The organism is Lachnoclostridium sp. An169 (assembly GCF_002160525.1).
Classification (GTDB): domain Bacteria; phylum Bacillota; class Clostridia; order Lachnospirales; family Lachnospiraceae; genus Mediterraneibacter; species Mediterraneibacter cottocaccae.
Window position 1 is genome coordinate 48,614 of sequence record NZ_NFKT01000004.1, and the last position, 19,100, is coordinate 67,713.

General features: G+C 52.4%; 16 protein-coding genes. 15 read left to right on the top strand and 1 reads right to left on the bottom strand.

Annotated elements, in window-relative coordinates; all coding sequences use genetic code 11:
- Positions 1 to 52 precede the first annotated feature (52 nt).
- The 12 genes from ispG to B5F07_RS04425 all read left to right on the top strand — a co-directional run bounded on the left by ispG (position 53) and on the right by B5F07_RS04425 (position 15,509).
- Complete coding sequence (ispG, locus tag B5F07_RS04370; RefSeq protein ID WP_087160070.1) at positions 53 to 1,126, top strand: flavodoxin-dependent (E)-4-hydroxy-3-methylbut-2-enyl-diphosphate synthase; 1,074 nt, start codon at positions 53 to 55, stop codon at positions 1,124 to 1,126.
- Entirely contained in the window at positions 1,114 to 5,676 is a 4,563-nt protein-coding gene (locus B5F07_RS04375) for a PolC-type DNA polymerase III (protein ID WP_087160071.1), read from the top strand. Before ispG ends, B5F07_RS04375 begins: the two co-directional genes overlap by 13 nt.
- 397 nt (positions 5,677 to 6,073) lie before the next feature.
- Entirely contained in the window at positions 6,074 to 6,568 is a 495-nt protein-coding gene (locus tag B5F07_RS04380) for an RNA polymerase sigma factor (RefSeq protein ID WP_087160072.1), read from the top strand.
- Positions 6,569 to 6,571: 3 nt separating this feature from the next.
- Complete coding sequence (locus B5F07_RS04385; protein WP_087160073.1) at positions 6,572 to 7,540, top strand: hypothetical protein; 969 nt, start codon at positions 6,572 to 6,574, stop codon at positions 7,538 to 7,540.
- A gap of 182 nt (positions 7,541 to 7,722) precedes the next feature.
- Complete coding sequence (gene glyA / locus B5F07_RS04390) at positions 7,723 to 8,958, top strand: serine hydroxymethyltransferase (RefSeq protein ID WP_087160074.1); 1,236 nt, start codon at positions 7,723 to 7,725, stop codon at positions 8,956 to 8,958.
- 116 nt (positions 8,959 to 9,074) lie between these two features.
- Entirely contained in the window at positions 9,075 to 9,431 is a 357-nt protein-coding gene (locus tag B5F07_RS04395) for an Hpt domain-containing protein (protein ID WP_140397982.1), read from the top strand.
- Positions 9,432 to 9,550: 119 nt separating this feature from the next.
- Complete coding sequence (locus tag B5F07_RS04400; RefSeq protein WP_087160076.1) at positions 9,551 to 10,861, top strand: phenylacetate--CoA ligase family protein; 1,311 nt, start codon at positions 9,551 to 9,553, stop codon at positions 10,859 to 10,861.
- Between the two features lie 3 nt (positions 10,862 to 10,864).
- The gene (gene iorA / locus B5F07_RS04405) at positions 10,865 to 12,610 is read left to right on the top strand and encodes an indolepyruvate ferredoxin oxidoreductase subunit alpha (protein WP_087160077.1); all 1,746 of its coding nucleotides are present in this window, start codon (positions 10,865 to 10,867) and stop codon (positions 12,608 to 12,610) included.
- Between the two features lie 2 nt (positions 12,611 to 12,612).
- A complete protein-coding gene (locus B5F07_RS04410) occupies positions 12,613 to 13,188 on the top strand; it encodes an indolepyruvate oxidoreductase subunit beta (RefSeq protein ID WP_087160078.1) in 576 nt (191 codons plus the stop codon).
- Positions 13,189 to 13,217: 29 nt separating this feature from the next.
- Complete coding sequence (locus B5F07_RS04415; RefSeq protein WP_087160079.1) at positions 13,218 to 13,637, top strand: ACT domain-containing protein; 420 nt, start codon at positions 13,218 to 13,220, stop codon at positions 13,635 to 13,637.
- A 79-nt stretch (positions 13,638 to 13,716) separates the two neighbouring features.
- Positions 13,717 to 15,048 (top strand): phenylacetate--CoA ligase family protein, encoded by a 1,332-nt coding sequence (locus B5F07_RS04420; protein ID WP_087160080.1) that lies wholly within the window; start codon positions 13,717 to 13,719, stop codon positions 15,046 to 15,048.
- A 17-nt stretch (positions 15,049 to 15,065) separates the two neighbouring features.
- Entirely contained in the window at positions 15,066 to 15,509 is a 444-nt protein-coding gene (locus tag B5F07_RS04425) for an amino acid-binding protein (protein ID WP_087160081.1), read from the top strand.
- A 144-nt stretch (positions 15,510 to 15,653) separates the two neighbouring features.
- Here the strand turns inward: B5F07_RS04425 and B5F07_RS04430 are convergent, their stop codons facing one another.
- Positions 15,654 to 15,851: a cold-shock protein gene (locus B5F07_RS04430; RefSeq protein WP_005609555.1), complete on the bottom strand. Its 198-nt coding sequence runs from the start codon at positions 15,849 to 15,851 to the stop codon at positions 15,654 to 15,656.
- A gap of 207 nt (positions 15,852 to 16,058) precedes the next feature.
- On the opposite strand from B5F07_RS04430, the gene cysK reads away from it, so the two are divergent.
- From cysK to ptsP, 3 genes are all read left to right on the top strand, one after another.
- Positions 16,059 to 16,988 (top strand): cysteine synthase A, encoded by a 930-nt coding sequence (gene cysK / locus B5F07_RS04435; RefSeq protein ID WP_087160082.1) that lies wholly within the window; start codon positions 16,059 to 16,061, stop codon positions 16,986 to 16,988.
- 122 nt (positions 16,989 to 17,110) lie between these two features.
- Positions 17,111 to 17,368 (top strand): HPr family phosphocarrier protein, encoded by a 258-nt coding sequence (locus tag B5F07_RS04440; RefSeq protein ID WP_087160083.1) that lies wholly within the window; start codon positions 17,111 to 17,113, stop codon positions 17,366 to 17,368.
- A gap of 3 nt (positions 17,369 to 17,371) precedes the next feature.
- Positions 17,372 to 18,994, top strand: coding sequence for a phosphoenolpyruvate--protein phosphotransferase (ptsP, locus tag B5F07_RS04445; protein WP_087160084.1), 1,623 nt, complete (start codon positions 17,372 to 17,374; stop codon positions 18,992 to 18,994).
- Positions 18,995 to 19,100: the final 106 nt, after the last annotated feature.

The window sequence follows — 19,100 nt, forward strand, 5'->3', positions numbered from 1 at the left end:
ACAGGCGGAGAGCCTGTTCCGGGCATCGGAAATTTCTTCTCTGTTTTTGTCTATGGAAAGGAGAACAGATATGTACAGAAACCAGACGAAAGAGATCAGAATCGGCAGTGTGAAGATCGGCGGGGACAACCCGGTGGCGATCCAGTCCATGACCAACACAAAGACGGAGGATGTGGAGGCAACCGTCGCCCAGATCCTTCGGCTCGAGGCAGCGGGATGTGAGATTATCCGCTGTGCTGTTCCGACCATGGAGGCGGCGCAGGCTCTGGGGGAAATCAAAAAGCGGATCCATATTCCTCTTGTGGCGGATATACATTTTGACTACCGCCTGGCAATTGCAGCCATCGAGAACGGGGCGGACAAGATCCGGATCAATCCCGGAAACATCGGTTCTCCGGAGCGCGTAAAGGCAGTGGTGGACTGTGCGAAGGAGCATGGTATTCCGATCCGCGTGGGTGTCAACAGCGGATCTCTGGAAAAGCATCTTCTGGAGAAATACGGGGGAGTCACTGCAGAGGGAATCGTGGAGAGCGCCCTGGACAAAGTACATATGATCGAAGAGATGGGGTACGACAATCTGGTGGTCAGCATCAAGTCCTCGGATGTGCTCATGTGCGTCCGTGCCCATGAGCTGATCGCAGAGCAGTGTCCTTACCCGCTCCATGTGGGGATTACCGAATCGGGCACCGTTTACTCCGGCAATGTGAAGTCGTCCGTGGGTCTTGGAATCATCCTCTACGAGGGAATCGGCAATACCATCCGTGTGTCTCTGACCGGAGATCCGGTGGAAGAGATCCGCACGGCGAAACTGATTCTCAAAACACTTGGGCTCAGAAAAGGAGGAATCGAAGTTGTCTCCTGTCCCACCTGCGGGCGCACGAAGATCGACCTGATCGGTCTTGCCAACCAGGTGGAGGAGATGGTTGCGGATATTCCTCTTGACATCAAAGTGGCAGTCATGGGCTGCGCCGTGAACGGACCGGGAGAGGCGAAAGAAGCCGATATCGGCATCGCAGGCGGCGTCGGTGAAGGGCTGCTGATTAAGAAGGGACAGATTGTGAAAAAGGTAAAAGAAGAGGAACTTCTAAATACCCTGCGTCAGGAGTTGTTAAATTGGAACAGGTAAAGAGCGAAAAAACATTTTTTCATGTATTTCCCACTCTGAAAGTGGACGATGATATGCGGATCCTTTTTGCGGATGTGGAGGTGCAGAAGATCACCACCAATTCCACCCGGGATTTCCTGCATGTACATATTTTCAGCCATCATCTGATCCAGAAGAAGCAGATCTGGCAGATGGAGCAGCGCATCAAGGAGCAGCTTTTCGGAAAGACGAATGTCTCCGTGAGAATCATGGAGCAGTACCGTCTGTCCGGACAGTATAACCCCCGTGCGCTCATGGAGGAGTACCGGGAGAGTATTATTCTGGAGCTTAAGGAACTGAGTGTGCTGGCAGCGAATATGTTCGCCCACGCGGATATCCGCTATGAGGACGGCAATGTGGTCTGTCTGGAGCTGCTGGATACGATTGTGTCGGAGGGCAGGAAAGAGGAGATTATCGGAAAGCTGGAGGAGATCTTCAGCCAGCGTTTTCATATCACTGCCGATATCCGCGTGTCGTACCGGGAAGCGGAGAAGAGCGGGTCGCGGGAATACGATGAGCAGAGGATACAGCAGGAGATCAATGCCATCTTTGAAAGGAGAGCGAGACAGCGCGGCGAAGACAGGCACCGCGGCAGCCAGCCGGCTAAGGAGCAGGAATCTTCCGGGAAGAACGGTGTCACGAAGAGCTCCTCTTCCGCTCATCCGAAGGGCGGAGCCGGGGCTTCCGGAGGCGGAAAGGACGCCGGCGGGAAGAAAGAATTCCACAGGAAAGATTTCCGGAAGAAGGATTATGTGCGTCCGGTGAAGATCGGCGATGACCCGAACCTGATCTACGGAAAGAACTTTGACGATGAGCCCATGCCTCTCGAGCAGGTGGTTACGGAGATGGGAGAGATTACGGTTCACGGCAAGATTGTCAGCTTTGATACCCGGGAGATCCGCAACGAGAAGACGATCGTCATGTTTGCGGTGACGGATTTCACGGATACGATTACAGTCAAGATGTTTGCCAGAAACGACCAGCTCCCGGAGATTTTAGGAGAGCTGAAAAAGGGAGCTTTCATCAAGATCAAGGGCGTGACGACCATCGACAAGTTCGACGGAGAACTGACCATCGGTTCCATCACGGGCATCAAGAAAATCGGGGACTTTACCGTTTCCCGCCAGGACCTGAACCCGGAGAAGCGGGTGGAGCTTCACTGCCATACGAAGATGAGCGATATGGACGGAGTTTCCGAGGTGAAGGATATCGTAAAGCGCGCCCACGACTGGGGACATCCCGCCATTGCCATCACGGATCACGGCGTGGCCCAGGCTTTCCCGGACGCCAACCACTACATCGAGACGCTGGACAAGGATGATCCTTTCAAAGTGATCTACGGTGTGGAGGGCTATGTGGTGGACGATATGACGGATATCGCGGTCAATGCCGGGGATCAGCACCTGGACGATACCTATATTGTGTTCGATATCGAGACCACCGGCTTCAGCGCGATCAACGACCGGATCATCGAGATCGGTGCGGTCAAGGTGGTAAGAGGAGAGATTACGGACCGGTTCAGTACCTTTGTGAATCCTCAGCGGCCGATCCCCTTTGAAATCACCAATCTGACGAGCATCACCGACGAGATGGTGATCGACGCGCCCCCCATCGATGTGATTCTGCCGCAGTTCCTCGAATTTGTCGGCGATGGCGCTCTGGTGGCGCACAATGCGGGATTTGATGTGGGATTCATCGAACAGAACTGCCGCAATCTCGGAATCGAGCAGAAATTTACCTATGTGGATACGGTGGCGCTGGCCCGTGTGCTTCTGCCCACGCTGTCCAAGTACAAGCTGAATATTGTGGCAAAGGCTCTCGGTATTTCCCTGGAGAACCACCACCGCGCCGTGGACGATGCCGGGGCGACGGCGGAGATCTTCGTGAAATTCGTGGAAATGCTCAAAGACCGGGAGATTACCACGCTTAAGGAGATGAATCATTTCGGAGACCGCAATGTGAACGCGATCCGGAAGATGACTACCCACCATATCATTATTCTGGCGAAAAATGATATCGGCAGGTACAATCTCTATCAGCTGATCACAGCCTCCCATCTGACTTACTATGCAAGGCGGCCGCGTATTCCGAAAAGCCTGTTGAATGAACACCGGGAGGGGCTGCTTATCGGAAGCGCCTGCGAGGCGGGAGAGCTGTACCGCGCCGTCCTGGAGAAACGGTCCTCGGAACAGATTGCAAGGCTGGCGGATTTTTACGATTACTATGAGATTCAGCCTCTGGGGAACAACCGATTCATGATCGGAAGCGACAAGGTTCCGGAGGTGAGTTCGGACGAGGACTTAAAAGCGCTGAACCGCCAGATCGTAGAGCTGGGGGAAAAGTTCAACAAGCCCGTTGTGGCGACCTGCGATGTCCATTTCCTGGATCCGGAGGACGAGGTGTACCGTCGGATTATCATGGCAGGGAAAGGCTTTGATGATGCGGATACACAGCCCCCGCTGTTTTTGCGGACAACAGATGAGATGCTGGAAGAGTTCTCTTACCTGGGCTCGGCGAAGGCCCATGAGATCGTGATCGAAAATCCCGCGAAGATCGCGCAGATGATCGAGAAGATCTCGCCGGTCAACCCCAACAAGTGTCCGCCGGTTATCGAGAATTCCGATCAGGAGCTGAGGGATATCTGTTACCGGAAAGCCCATGAGATGTACGGCGAAAACCTGCCGGTACAGGTGGAGAGCCGCCTGGAAAAAGAGCTTAACTCCATTATTTCCAACGGCTACGCCGTGATGTATATCATCGCCCAGAAACTGGTATGGAAATCCAACGCAGACGGATATCTGGTAGGTTCCCGTGGATCGGTCGGGTCTTCCTTTGTGGCCACCATGGCGGGAATCACGGAGGTTAATCCCTTAAGCCCTCACTATTACTGTAAGAAATGCCATTACAGCGACTTCGATTCCGAGGAAGTTAAGGCATTCGCCGGGGGCTGCGGATTCGACATGCCGGATAAAACCTGCCCGGTGTGCGGGGAAAAACTTGTGAAGGCGGGATTCGACATTCCGTTCGAGACTTTCCTCGGATTCAAAGGAGACAAGGAGCCGGATATCGACCTGAACTTTTCCGGAGACTACCAGGCTAAGGCGCACAAGTATACAGAGGTTCTCTTCGGCGAGGGACATACCTTCAAGGCGGGAACTATCGGAACCCTGGCGGACAAGACTGCCTACGGTTTCGTGAAGAATTATTATGAAGACCACGGGCAGAGAAAACGCCGCTGCGAGATCGAGAGGATCACGGAAGGGTGTACCGGAATCCGCAGAAGTACCGGGCAGCATCCGGGAGGTATCGTCGTGCTTCCACACGGACACGACATCAATGAGTTCACCCCGGTGCAGCATCCGGCAAACGACATGGAGTGCGGAATTACCACAACTCATTTCGACTACCACTCCATTGACCATAACCTTCTGAAGCTGGATATTCTCGGACACGATGATCCCACCATGATCCGTACCCTGGAGGACTATATTACATCCGACGCCATGGACAATGAATATAATGCGGAACATCCCTTTATCGCAACCGACATTCCCCTGGATGACAGGCAGGTGATCGAGCTGTTCCACGGCACGGAAGTGCTCGGCATCAAGCCGGAGGACATCGACGGCTGCAAGCTGGGCTGTCTCGGAATTCCCGAGTTCGGTACGGATTTCGTTATCCAGATGGTGGAGGATACAAAGCCCCAGACCCTTTCCGACCTGATCCGTATTTCCGGTCTGTCCCACGGGACAAATGTGTGGCTGGGAAACGCCCAGGAGCTCGTCAAATCGGGCAAGGCGACCATTTCCACCGCCATCTGTACCCGCGACGACATCATGATCTACCTGATCAACCAGGGGGTGGACAGCGCCCAGGCGTTCACCATCATGGAGAGCGTCCGTAAGGGTAAGGGACTCAAACCCGAGTGGGAAGAGATCATGAAGGAAAACAATGTTCCGGACTGGTACATCTGGTCCTGTAAGAAGATCAGCTACATGTTCCCGAAAGCCCATGCGGCTGCGTATGTCATGATGGCATACCGCATCGCCTACTGCAAGATCAACTATCCGCTTGCCTACTATGCGGCTTACTTCGGCATCCGTGCCGACGCCTTCTCTTATGAGATCATGTGCCAGGGCAAGGACAAGCTGGACTACTATATGAAAGACTACAAGCGCCGCAGCGATTCCCTGAGCAAAAAGGAGCAGGATGTCATGAAAGACATGAAGATCGTGCAGGAGATGTATGCGAGGGGATTCGAGTTTATGCCTATCGATATCTACCGCGCCAAGGCAAAGATGTTCCAGATCATCGACGGAAAGCTCATGCCTTCCCTGGCAAGCATCGAGGGAATGGGCGATAAGGCGGCAGAGGCGGTGGAGGAGGCGTCCAAGGACGGCCCTTACCTGTCACTGGATGATTTCCGCCAGAGAACCAAGGTCAGCAAGACCGTCATCGACCTGATGAACGATCTGGGGCTGTTCGGGGACCTGCCCGAAAGCAACCAGCTGTCCCTCTTTGATTTTACGTAAAAATTAAGCTTGTGTTTACAGATAAGGTCCGTCCCCGGCAGGGGCGTCATGACGCAGGACCGTTCCGCTTTACCTCAAAGATTGGAATGTTTGTAACGCCATCCTGCATGTTCGTGCAGAGGCACTCCATACAGGATGACTAACAAACAGAACCAATGCTTTTCGGAACGCTCTCACTTAAAGTCCTGCTCTCATGACGCCCCTACCGGGGACTCACTTTATCCGTACCCCAACTTATTTTTTACTTCATGGGAAAAACTGTTTCTTTCTTATAGCGATAACGAAATCCCCTGTCAGGGGATGTATGTGAGTCGGTATAAGAAAGTTTAATTTTTTCAATTTCTCTGTCAGGATTCGGGGAGATGGTGTGTCTAATCAGGTGAAAGGGGGATCAATGATGCCGGCAGAAGAAAACCTTTTGGACAGACTGATGAATGAATATGGAGACGATATTCTGCGGGTGTGCTGCCTGTATCTGAAAGACTACCATCTTGCCGAGGACGCGGTTCAGGAGACATTTATCCGGGCAATGCGGTCATACGGCGGGTTTGAGCACCGGTCAAAGGAGAAGACATGGCTTACCCGGATTGCGGTCAACTGCTGCAAGAACATTCTTCGGAACAGATGGTACAGGACAGGAATGGATGAGCTTGACGAGAATCTTTCCGTACAGGGCAATGATCCGGTGGAACAGCTGATCGAGCAGGAGGGCATTTCGCAGGGGATTTTAAGGCTGGATCCGGAGGAGCGGGAGATCATTCTTCTCTACTATTACCAGGAACTTCGGATGAAGGAAATCGCATCCATAATCGGCACGTCTGAAAACGCGGCTGGGCAACGGCTCAGCAGAGCGAGAAAGAAACTGCGAAGAATTCTGGAAGGAGAAGTGTAAAAGATGGAAAATGGCAGGACAATGGAAAATGGCAGGATAATGGAAAACAGCAGGACAATGGAAAGAAGCGAGGTTAAAGCGGAGCTTGGCAGAGAGCTTGACAGGATCCGGCTGTCTGAGGCGATGAAGGATAAGATCCGCATGGCAGCCGGAGCTGAGAGTTGCGGGAAGAATTGCGGGAATAATTACGGGCGAAATGACCGGGCGGAAAGTGAACGGATGAGGAGTGATCAGGCGGGCACGAAACGAATCAATATGCTGAAAAAGAAGAAAGCAATGTATCAGCGGATTCTGCGGACTGCGGCGGCGTTTGCGGCGGTGGTTGTGCTCGGCGGTACCACGGTTTATGCAGGGTACCGTTTCCTGAACAAGATTAATGTAAACGACCAGACATTGCCGGAGCTTGACCAAATGAAAGTGGTAGATGTACCCGCTTTTCCGGGAGAGCCGGATGAGTGCGGGCTGATCGATGCGGATTACAGTTCCTATGACAGGGTGAACAGCCTGCTGGGAAACCGTTTCCTGGATTCAGATCTGGAAGGGGAAAATCCTTACATGCAGGTCAATGTTTACACGGACAACAAAGACTTCGGTATAATCAGCGTGGAAAATTATCTTGTGGGTGATACGGACGACTATCAGCTTGTGGAAGATGTAGGGCGCTACAACTGTGATCCCGGAGCAGTCTATTCTTCTTCGGTTTCCCTGAAAGTCAGCTACATGCTCAGCACAGAGCAGGAAGAAAACGGATGGGATTCGGACTATCTTGGTTACTACGAGTATCTGGATTCCTACGTTTCATCCGCCGGCTACCGCGTGAATCTGATCGGCAGCACCACCAATACGGACCCGCATTTTGTCACGGAAAAGACCGCAGTCTTTGTGGCGGACGGCGTCCGCTATGAACTGCAGGGCAGGGTATCCATGGAGACGCTCAAAGAGATTGTGGACAGTATGAAGAGCAGTAGTTAAGCAGAGCAGACAAACAAAAAGGAACAGCTGAGCAAAGAGAAAGCAAGGAGAAACAGTGAAACCTGCAAAAAATTTTGCAGTCCGTGCCATACCTGTGATATAATGACCAGGTAGGCAGAGAAAAGCCGCATTTACAAGCGGCTTTTTTCAGGTCAGATTAAACAGGATGGAGGATAATGAGAATGTACGACTTCGACGAAATCATGACAACAGACCCGGAGATCGCAGCGGCGATTGATGCGGAGATGAAAAGACAGAACTCCCACATCGAGCTGATCGCATCCGAGAACTGGGTGAGCAAGGCTGTAATGGCGGCAATGGGAAGCCCTCTGACAAACAAGTACGCGGAAGGATATCCGGGAAAACGTTATTACGGCGGATGCCAGTGCGTGGACGTGGTGGAGGATCTCGCCAGAGAGCGTGCAAAGGAACTGTTCGGATGCGAGTACGCGAACGTTCAGCCGCACTCCGGAGCGCAGGCGAATATGGCGGTATTTTTCGCCATGATGCAGCCGGGAGACACATATATGGGAATGAATCTGGACCACGGCGGACACCTGACTCACGGATCACCGGTCAACATGTCAGGAAAATATTTCCACGTAGTTCCATACGGGGTAAACGATGAGGGTGTGATCGATTACGACAAGGTGCTGGAGATTGCGAAGGAATGTAAGCCGAAGCTGATCGTTGCCGGGGCGAGCGCCTATGCGCGCACTATTGATTTCAAACGGTTCCGCGAGATCGCTGATGAAGTCGGAGCGTATCTTATGGTGGATATGGCGCACATTGCCGGACTGGTGGCAGCAGGACTCCATCCTAGCCCGATTCCGTACGCGCATGTGACGACAACGACGACGCACAAGACCCTGAGAGGACCCCGTGGCGGTATGATTCTTTCGAGCAATGAAGTGAACGAGAAGTTCAATTTTAACAAGGCGGTATTCCCGGGGATCCAGGGAGGCCCGCTGATGCATGTGATCGCGGCGAAAGCGGTGTGCTTCAAAGAGGCGCTGCAGCCGGAGTTTAAGGAATACCAGAAGCAGATATTAAAGAACGCCAAAGCGCTCTGTGAAGGTCTGAAAAAGCGCGGTGTGAAGATTGTATCCGGCGATACGGACAATCATCTGATGCTGGTGGACCTGACGGAGACGGATGTCAGCGGAAAAGAGCTGGAGAAGCGCCTGGACGATGCCTATGTCACCTGCAACAAGAATACGATTCCCAATGATCCCAGATCTCCGTTTGTCACCAGCGGCGTAAGGCTTGGAACACCGGCAGTTACAACCCGGGGCATGAAAGAGGAAGATATGGATAAGATCGCAGAGATCATTGCCATGGTCATCGAGAGCGAGGACAACGTTGAGGCTGCCAGAAAGATGGCAGAAGAACTGACGGCAAAATATCCGCTTTGCTGATCGGCGGAAGCCGGCTGCCGGAGGCGGCCTGCAGTGCGGGAAGAGGAGAGCCAGCGGCGGAAGGTGCCGGGGCTCTCTTTTCGTTTCCGGAGAACGGAGAGAAAGAGGAGGAAAAAATGAATCTTGATATGTTTTGTGAGAGCCTGGGAATAGACCGGGCAAAGACCATGGAACGCTTTGCGGGAAACGAACAGCTCTATGTAAAGTTTCTGAAGAAATTCAGCTCGGATCCGGCATTTTCACAGATTACGTCTGCGGCGGAATCGGAGCCTGCGGACCTGGATGTGCTTGCGAAAAGTGCCCACACGCTGAAAGGAGTGGCGCTGAATCTGGGGCTGGACCGTCTCGGCGGCGCCTGCCAGGCGCTCGTTGCAGCAGCCCGGGAGAAGCGCACGGATGAGATACCGGAACTCTATGACGCCTGCAGCAGGGAGTACCGGGCCGTCCTGGCTGCCCTGGAACTGCTCGGCTGAGCAGGGGTGTGTACGTCTGTATAAACAGGAAATTATTTTATTTTCGCACTTTAACTCACCAAAGTATTATGGTATACTGGAGAAAGGCGAATGTTTATCAGACGAAGGAGGGTACATCAATGATATGGGCAAAGGAAGAGACTCTGCCGAGAAGCGAGATCGAGGCCATACAGCTTGCAAAGCTTAAGGACACGGTGCGCTATATCTATGACAGGGTAAAGCCTTACCGCGACAAGATGGACGCGGCACATATAAAACCGGAGGATATTCATACTCTGGAAGACTTGAAGAAGATGCCTTTTACATACAAGGCAGATTTCCGCGACAATTATCCGGACGGCCTGTTTGCGGTGGATAAAAAGGAGATCATCCGCTACCACGCAAGTTCGGGGACGACGGGAAAACCGACGGTTGTCGGCTATACAAGAAACGACCTGGACATGTGGCTGAACAATGTGGCGAGACTGGCGTGCATGGGCGGCGCAACTGCAGACGATGTGGCGCAGATCTCATTCGGATACGGGACGTTTACCGGGGCTCTCGGGCTTCACGGGGGACTGGAGAAGATCGGGGCATCCGTGATTCCCATGTCTTCGGGCAATACCAACAAGCAGATCATGTTTCTGCAGGATATGGGGGTGACTCTTCTCGTGGCGACTCCTTCCTATGCGCTTCACCTGGGTGAAGAGATCAGGAAGAGAGGGATTGACCCGGAGAAAGACCTGAAACTCCGGATCGGCCTTTTCGGCGGCGAGGGCATGACGGAGCCCATGAGGGATGAGATGCACAAAGTCTGGGGACCGCAGTTTGTCTGTACGCAGAACTACGGGATGAGCGAGCTCTGCGGACCGGGCGTGGCAGGAGAGTGTACCGAACTGTGCGGCATGCATATCAATGAGGACTGGTTTATTCCGGAGATCATTGACCCGGATACGGAGGAAGTACTTCCGCCGGGAGAGCTGGGAGAGCTGGTAGTGACCTGTCTCGGCAAGGAGGCGCTGCCCCTTGTCAGATACCGCACCGGAGATCTGACAAGACTGATGTATGAGCCATGCAAATGCGGAAGGACGACTGCGAGGATGGAGATCATCTCCGGACGTGCGGACGACATGCTCGTTATCCGCGGCGTGAATGTATTCCCGACCCAGATCGAGGAAGTACTGCTCAAGATCGATGAGATCGGACCACACTATGAGATTCTGGTGGAGCGGAAGAACCGCCTGGATGTGATGACCATCACCGTGGAACTCATCGACGACAGGCTGCTCGACAGTTACGGCAAATTAAACGAACTGGAGGCAAGGATCAAATCCATGCTGAAATCCCAGCTTGGACTGGCAACCCAGATCCGGCTTGTGGGACCGAATTCTCTGAAGCGTTTCGAGGGAAAGGCAAAGAGAGTGACAGATTTACGAAAGGATGGACTGTAAAATATGGCAGAGAAAGTGATTATGCTTGGAAATGAGGCGATTGCCCGCGGCGCTTACGAGGCGGGCGTGAAAGTGTCGTCTGCATATCCGGGAACTCCGAGTACGGAGATCAGTGAATACCTGGTGCAGTACCGGGACGATGTATATGAGGAATGGGCGCCAAACGAGAAGGTGGCGACCGAGGTGGCAGTCGGAGCCAGCCTGGCGGGAGTCCGGGCCATGGCATGTATGAAGCATGTGGGACTCAATGTGGCTGCAGATCCTCTCTATTCCGTGTCTTACATGGGGGTAAACGGCGGCCTTGTCATTGTCGTGGCAGACGATCCGGGACTTTACAGTTCCCAGAACGAGCAGGATACGAGAATGGTGGCGAGAGCGGCGCAGATCCCGGTGATCGAGCCATCCGACAGCGCGGAGGCAAAGGATCTGTTCAAGGAAGCCTTTGAACTGAGCGAAAAGTTTGACCGCCCCTTTATCTTCCGCACCACCACAAGGCTCGCCCACTCCCAGGGACTTGTAGAACTGTGTGAGCGGAAAGAACCGGAAGACAAACCTTATGTAAAGAATGTGCAGAAGAACGTCATGATGCCGGGCAATGCCAAAGTACGTCATGTGGCGATTGAAAAACTGAACAATGAGCTGGCAGAGGCGGCAAATACGCTGCCCATGAACCGTGTGGAGATGAACGACACAAAGATCGGCGTCATCACAAGCGGTATTCCTTACCAGTATGTAAAAGAAGCACTTCCGAATGCATCCGTGCTCAAACTGGGAATGGTGAATCCTCTTCCGAGAAAACTGATCGAAGACTTTGCCTCGAAAGTGGAGACACTTTATATTGTGGAGGAGCTTGACCCGGTGATTGAGGAGCAGGTGAAGTCCTGGGGAATCAAAGCCATCGGAAAAGAGATCCTGACGGTTCAGGGCGAGTACAGCGCCAATATGTTAAGAGAAGCGATCCTGAAGGAGGACCTTCACCTGAAGGCGCCGGCACAGGCTCCGGGACGTCCGCCCATTCTCTGTCCGGGATGTCCTCACAGAAGTGTGTTCTATGTGCTGAACAAGCTGAAAATGCATGCGGCAGGAGATATCGGATGCTATACATTGGGCGCGGTCGCACCTTTGAGCGTGATCGATACGACCATGTGCATGGGCTCCAGTATTTCCACGCTCCACGGCATGGAGAAGGCAAAGGGAAAAGATTACATCAAAAACTGGGTGGCAGTGATCGGCGACTCTACATTTATGCACACCGGAGTTAACTCTCTGATGAACATGGTTTACAATCAGGCGACGGGAACTGTAATCATCATGGACAATTCCACCACGGGAATGACCGGGCATCAGGACCATGCGGCAACCGGAAAGACACTCCAGGGTGATCCCACATACGCTATCAGTATCCCGGGAATCTGCAGGGCAATGGGAATCAGAAATGTGGTAGAGGTCAACGCCCTTGACATTGCCCTTCTGGAGAAGACGGTGAAAGAGGAAGTGGCAAAGGACGAGATCTCCGTCATTATCACGAAGACTCCCTGCGTGCTTCTCGACAAGAGGAAGAAACCGCTCTACACCGCCCATGCAGACAAGTGTAAGAAGTGCGGAGCCTGCATGAAGCCGGGCTGTCCCGCAATGACGAGAAACGCGGACGGAACCATACATATCGACGACACCATGTGCACAGGCTGCGGACTCTGCGAGACTCTGTGTAAATTTGACGCGATTGAACTTGTTAGGGAGGGTGAGTAGAGATGGCAGTAAAGAATATTATGATCGTCGGAGTCGGCGGACAGGGCACCCTGCTCACAAGCCGGATCCTCGGCGGACTTACGATTGCAGGCGGCTATGATGTGAAATTATCCGAGGTGCACGGAATGGCGCAGAGAGGCGGAAGCGTTGTCACATTTGTGCGCTACGGCGACAAGGTGGCGGAGCCCATCGTGGAAGAGGGGCAGGCGGATGTGATCATCGCATTTGAGCGGCTTGAGGCTTTAAGATACGCGCATTTTCTCAAAAAGGACGGAGTGCTGATCGTCAATGACTGGAGGATCGATCCCATGCCGGTTGTGATCGGGGCGGCAGAGTATCCGGAACACATTCTGGAAAACCTTGAGAAAGAGTACAAGGTATACAGGGTTGACGCCACAGAGGAGTCGAGAAAGCTCGGAAACCCGAAGGTGTTTAACCTGATCGTCCTGGGCGTTGCGGCGCAGCATATGGACTTTACGAAAGAACAGTGGTATGAGGTGATCGAGAAGACCGTGCCTCCGAAGACCATTGAGATCAACAAGAAAGCATTTGATGTGGGATATACCCTGAACGCATAAATACAGACAGGAAGAAAGGAGGGGAGAAGGTGATCAGACAGATATCGGTTTTTGTAGAAAATCAGCCCGGGAGCATGATGGAAGTTACCTCCGTGCTCACAGAGGCGCAGATCAATATCCGGGCAATCTCAATGTTTGATGCTCCGGAGTTCGGGATCATGCGGCTTGTGGTGAGCGATCCCGCCCGGGCGAAGGAAGAACTGACGAAAAGAGGATTTGTGAACCGTGTAAACAACGTGATCGGCGCGGAGCTGATCGATGAGAACGGCAACCTGAACCATATGCTTAAGATTCTTGCGGACGGGAAGATCAACGTAAATTATATCTATTCTTTTGTGATCCGGCAGGGAAGGGCACCGGTCATGGTGCTCCATACAGACGATTTCGACAGGGCGGAAGAAGTTCTGAAAGCAGCGGGCGTAAAGCTTGTGGAAGAGGAAGAACTGTAGGAGAGAACCATATGTTCAGCGGAAGAGTCTCGCAAAGGAGAAGCTTCAGAAGGAGAAACTTTTAGAAGGAGAAACAGAAATGGCGGCAGTATCATTAGAAAACTGGGTTGAGCGGATCCGTGACCCGAAAATTGAATGCATGAGCAGGGATGAGATGAGCGCCCTGCAGAGCAGACGCCTTGTGGATGTTGTAAACAGGGTGTACAACAATGTGGAGTTCTACCACAAAAAGATGAAAGATATCGGGCTGGAACCCGGAGATATCAAATCCATCGAGGATATCGAAAAACTTCCGTTTACCACAAAGGAGGACCTGAAGAACAACTATCCATTCGGACTCCTTGCAATCCCCATGAAGGATGTGGTCCGTGTCCAGGGAACATCCGGAACGACGGGAAAACTGACGATCGCTCCCTATTCCCAGAAAGATGTGGATGTATGGGGAGAGTGTGTCGCAAGAGGTCTCGTGATGGCGGGACTTACCAATGAGGATATCATCCATGTATGTTACGGGTACGGGCTTTTTACCGGAGGGATGGGACTTGATTTCGGCGCAAAGGCGCTGGGAGCGACAGCGATCCCCATGTCTGCGGGAAACACGAAGCGCCAGATGATGTGCATGGAGGATCTGGGGGCAACCGCTTTTGCCTGCACGCCGTCCTACGCCCTTTACCTGGCAGAATCCCTCCAGGAAGCGGGTGTTGTGGATCGTCTGAAACTGAAGGCGGGAATCCACGGAGCTGAGCCCTGGACGGAAGAGATGCGCAAGAAGATCGAGAGCATTCTCCATATTAACTGCTTCGACATCTACGGTCTCTGCGAAGTCACGGGACCGGGTGTTGCCCAGGACTGCATCCACCATGCGGGACTCCATGTGCATGAGGATTATTTCTATCCGGAAGTACTCAATCCTGCGACTCAGGCAAAATGTGCAGACGGCGAGACCGGTGAGCTTGTATTCACCACTCTTGCAAAGGAGGCCATGCCGCTGATCCGCTACCGCACAAAGGATCTGACAAGCATCGACCACAGCACGTGCGAGTGCGGAAGAACTCTTCCGAGAATTTCCAAGTTTACGGGAAGAACCGACGACATGAAAGTGATCCGCGGCGTGAACGTATTCCCGACCCAGGTGGAGACTGCACTTCTGAGTATGGGCGGGGCAGTGGCGCCGCACTACATGATGATCGTCGACAGAGAGGACAACCTGGATGTCCTGACGGTCATGGTGGAAGTGGACGAGTCCATGTTCTCCGACGAGATCCGGAAACTGGATGCACTCAGAGACAAGATCGCTGCCGTACTCAAGACAGCTCTCGGCATCTCCGTACGCGTGAAACTCGTGGAGCCGAAAACGATCCAGAGAAGCGAAGGCAAGGCTGTCCGCGTGATCGATAACAGAAATCTGTAAAAAGGGAGGTATTTACTATGGGAATCACCATTCAACAATTATCCGTTTTCCTGGAAAACAGAGAGGGACGTCTGGATGAAGTCCTGTCCGTCCTCGCGGGAAATGACATCAACATCGTTGCCCTGAGCCTGGCTGATACCGCAGAGTACGGGATGCTGAGGATGATTGTCTCCGATCCGAACAAGGGGAAGGCTGTCCTCAGAGAAAACGGGATTACTTCCATGCTGACAGATGTGGTTGCTCTGCGCGTACCCCACGAGACCGGATCTCTGAGCCGGGCAATGCATCAGATTGTAGAAGGCGACGTGAACATTGAGTACATGTATGCCTTTGCAAACGGCTCCGACGCATCGGCGGTCATCAAGACGGACGACCCTGCGAGAGTTGTGGACATCCTGCGGGGAAGCGGATTTGATGTCTGGGAGGCATCGGAAGCTTACGTGGCGAACATAAAGGGCTGAGAAAGAAATCAGGAGAAAAAGAACTGCCGGACGACCTGGGAAGAGTTGTCCGGCAGTTCTTTTTAATCTCGTTTTTCTGTATTGCTTTTAAATATTAAATGCCATTCTGGTTTATATAATTAAAAGGTACATTAAAAATTCTGATTAAAGTTTTACTACATTGGTTGCCTGAGGTCCTTTTGCGCCTTCTGTCACGTCAAACTCGACAGCCTGGCCTTCTTCTAAGGATTTGAATCCATCCATAACAAGCCCTGAGTAGTGAACGAAGATATCGTTTCCCTCAGAATCGGAGATGAATCCGTAACCCTTCTGGTTGTTAAACCATTTCACTGTACCTGTCATTGTGTAGCCCTCCATAAAGAAAATAATAAGTTTCTGTACCGGCTCTGCTAAACCGATACTGTGACAGTGTAGCATGTTTAACAATAAAAGTCAACGGATGAAAGATCTGTTTTGTAAAAATATACAAAACATTAACATGGAAGAAACGTTGTAATTCCCGGCAGGAACGGGTAAAATAGGAGTATAGCGCAAAAGGAGGATAACACCATGAAAGTATACAGAAGCATTACGGAACTTGTGGGAAGAACGCCGCTTTTTGAGGCGGCAAATATTGAAAAAGAGCTCGGGCTCCATGCAAGGCTCCTGGTCAAGCTGGAATATTTCAATCCGGCAGGCAGCGTGAAGGACCGGGCTGCCCTGAATATGATTGAGGATGCAGAGAAGAGCGGGAAGATCCGTCCGGGCGCAACCATCATCGAACCGACCAGCGGGAATACAGGGATCGGTCTGGCGGCCATCGCAGCGTCGCGGGGGTACAAAGCGGTGTTTGTGATGCCGGAGACCATGAGCATAGAAAGAAGGAAACTTCTTCTCGGCTACGGGGCGCAGATCGTCCTTACCGATGGTGCAAAAGGAATGGCGGGCGCCATCGAGAAGGCGGATGAACTGGCAGAAGAGACCGAGAATGCAATTGTTCTCGGACAGTTTGTAAATCCTGCCAATGCCATGGCGCATTATAAGACCACCGGCCCGGAGATCTGGGAAGACACAGACGGGGAGATCGACCTGTTTGTGGCAGGAGTGGGAACCGGCGGAACCATAACCGGCGTCGGAAAATATCTGAAGGAGAAGAAACCGGCAGTGGAGATTGTCGCCGTTGAACCTGCAGGTTCGCCTGTCCTCTCCGGCGGAAAGACAGGTCCCCACGGACTTCAGGGGATCGGTGCCGGGTTTGTGCCGGAAGTGCTGGATACATCTGTGTACGACAGAATCTGTCCGGTCACGGAGGAAGAGGCGTATGAGGCGTCCAGACTGCTTGCGCACCAGGAGGGAATCCTCACCGGCATCACTTCGGGGGCTGCCCTTCACGCGGCAATCCTGGAAGCACAAAAACCGGAAAACGAAGGAAAAGTGATTGCAGCTCTTCTGCCGGATACAGGAGAGCGGTATCTGTCAACGCCATTGTTTGATTTGTAGAAATATTTGCAAATAAAGCAAATATTTAAGAAATTATTTTGTGAATCTTTCATTGAAAAAAATCAGGGCGTGTTATATACTTATTACAAAATTACATTGAACCAATAAGGAGGTACCATGTTATGAAAGAATTCAAATACGTGATTACAGACCCGGAGGGAATCCATGCAAGACCGGCAGGAATCCTTGTAAAACAGGCGGCATCCTATCAGTCCGCAGTTAAGATTGCCAAAGGCGAGAAGAGCGCGGATGCGAAGAGAATTTTCGGAGTTATGGGCCTTGGAGTTAAGACCGGGGAAGAGATTACGGTTACAGTTGACGGAGCAGACGAGGAGAAAGCAGCTGCCGAACTTGAGACATTCTTCAAGGAGAACTTATAAGATATGTTTACAATTAGCGGAAAAAGTGTTTTTGGAGGCGTGGCGATCGGCAGAATTACCTTTTATAAAAGAAACCAGAAGGTGATCAAGAGGAGCCATGTCGATGATATAGACGCCGAACTGAAGAGATTTCACGAGGCGAAGGACAAAGCGGTATCCCAGCTTAAGGAGCTCCATGACAAGGCTCTTGACGATGTGGGAGAGGCGAATGCGATGATCTTTGAGATCCATCAGATGATGCTTGAGGATCTGGATTATCTTGAATCAATCGAGAACATTATCCGCTCACAGCAGGTGAACGCTGAGTTTGCAGTCGCAACGACAGCGGATAATTTTGCACAGATGTTCGCTTCCATGGATGATGCTTACATGCAGGGGAGGGCAGCCGATGTAAAGGATGTCTCCGAGCGTGTTCTCGATATTCTCTGCGGTGTGGATGAAGGAGTGCATGAGATGACAGAGCCGTGTATTGTGGCGGCGGACGATCTGGCACCCAGCGAGACAGTGCAGCTTGACAAGAGCAAGGTCCTGGGGTTTGCGACCATGCACGGATCTTCCAACTCCCACACGGCGATTCTGGCGCGGACCATGAATATTCCGGCTGTCATCGGCCTGGGAGAGGATCTTCAGCCTTCCTTTGACGGAAAGATGGCGGTTCTCGACGGATTTACGGGAACACTCTATGTGGATCCGGATGAGGAGACCCTGGCGCAGATGCAGGAGAAACGTCAGAAGGATCTGGACCAGAAGGCGCTTCTCGAACAGCTCAAAGGCAAGGACAATGTCACAAAGAGCGGTCAGAGAATCAATGTATATGCCAATATCGGCAACGTCTCCGATGTAGGAGCCGTGCTGAAAAATGATGCAGGCGGCATCGGGCTTTTCCGGAGTGAATTCCTGTATCTTGAGAACAGTACATTCCCCACGGAGGATCAGCAGTTCTCTGTATACAAGCAGGTGGCCGAGAACATGGCGGGCAAGAAGGTTATCATCCGTACTCTGGATATCGGAGCGGACAAGCAGGTGGATTATTTCGGACTGGATAAGGAAGAAAATCCGGCCCTCGGATACCGTGCGATCCGCATCTGCCTGACGCGCCCGGAGATCTTCAAGACCCAGCTTCGCGCTCTGTACCGTGCGGCCATGTACGGCAACATCTCCATCATGTTCCCGATGATCATCTCTGTGGATGAGATCCACCGGATCAAGGCGATTATCGCGGAAGTAAAGGCGGAGCTGAAAGAGGAAGGAATTCCTTTCCGGGACGAGGTGGAGCTCGGAGTCATGATCGAGACACCGGCGTCAGTGATGATCAGCCGGGATCTTGCGAAGGAAGTGGATTTCTTCAGTGTGGGAACCAACGACCTCACCCAGTATACGCTGGCGATTGACCGTCAGAATTCCAAGCTGGATGAGTTCTATGATCCCCATCACCCGGCCGTTCTGGCTATGATCCGCATGGCGGCGGAGAATGCGCACGCCGAGGGCAAATGGATCGGTATCTGCGGCGAGCTCGGGGCAGACCTGGAGCTGACGGAGGAATTCCTGAAGATGGGGCTGGACGAACTGTCCGTGTCACCGTCCATGGTTCTTCCGCTGAGAAAGCGTATCCGGGAGTGCGAATAAAAAACAGAATATAAGAGACCTGGCGGCGGGAAATTCAATATTTCCCGCCGCTTTTTCTGTGCGGACTTTCCGCCATCTTTCATTTTCCCTTGAAAAGGACAGGACC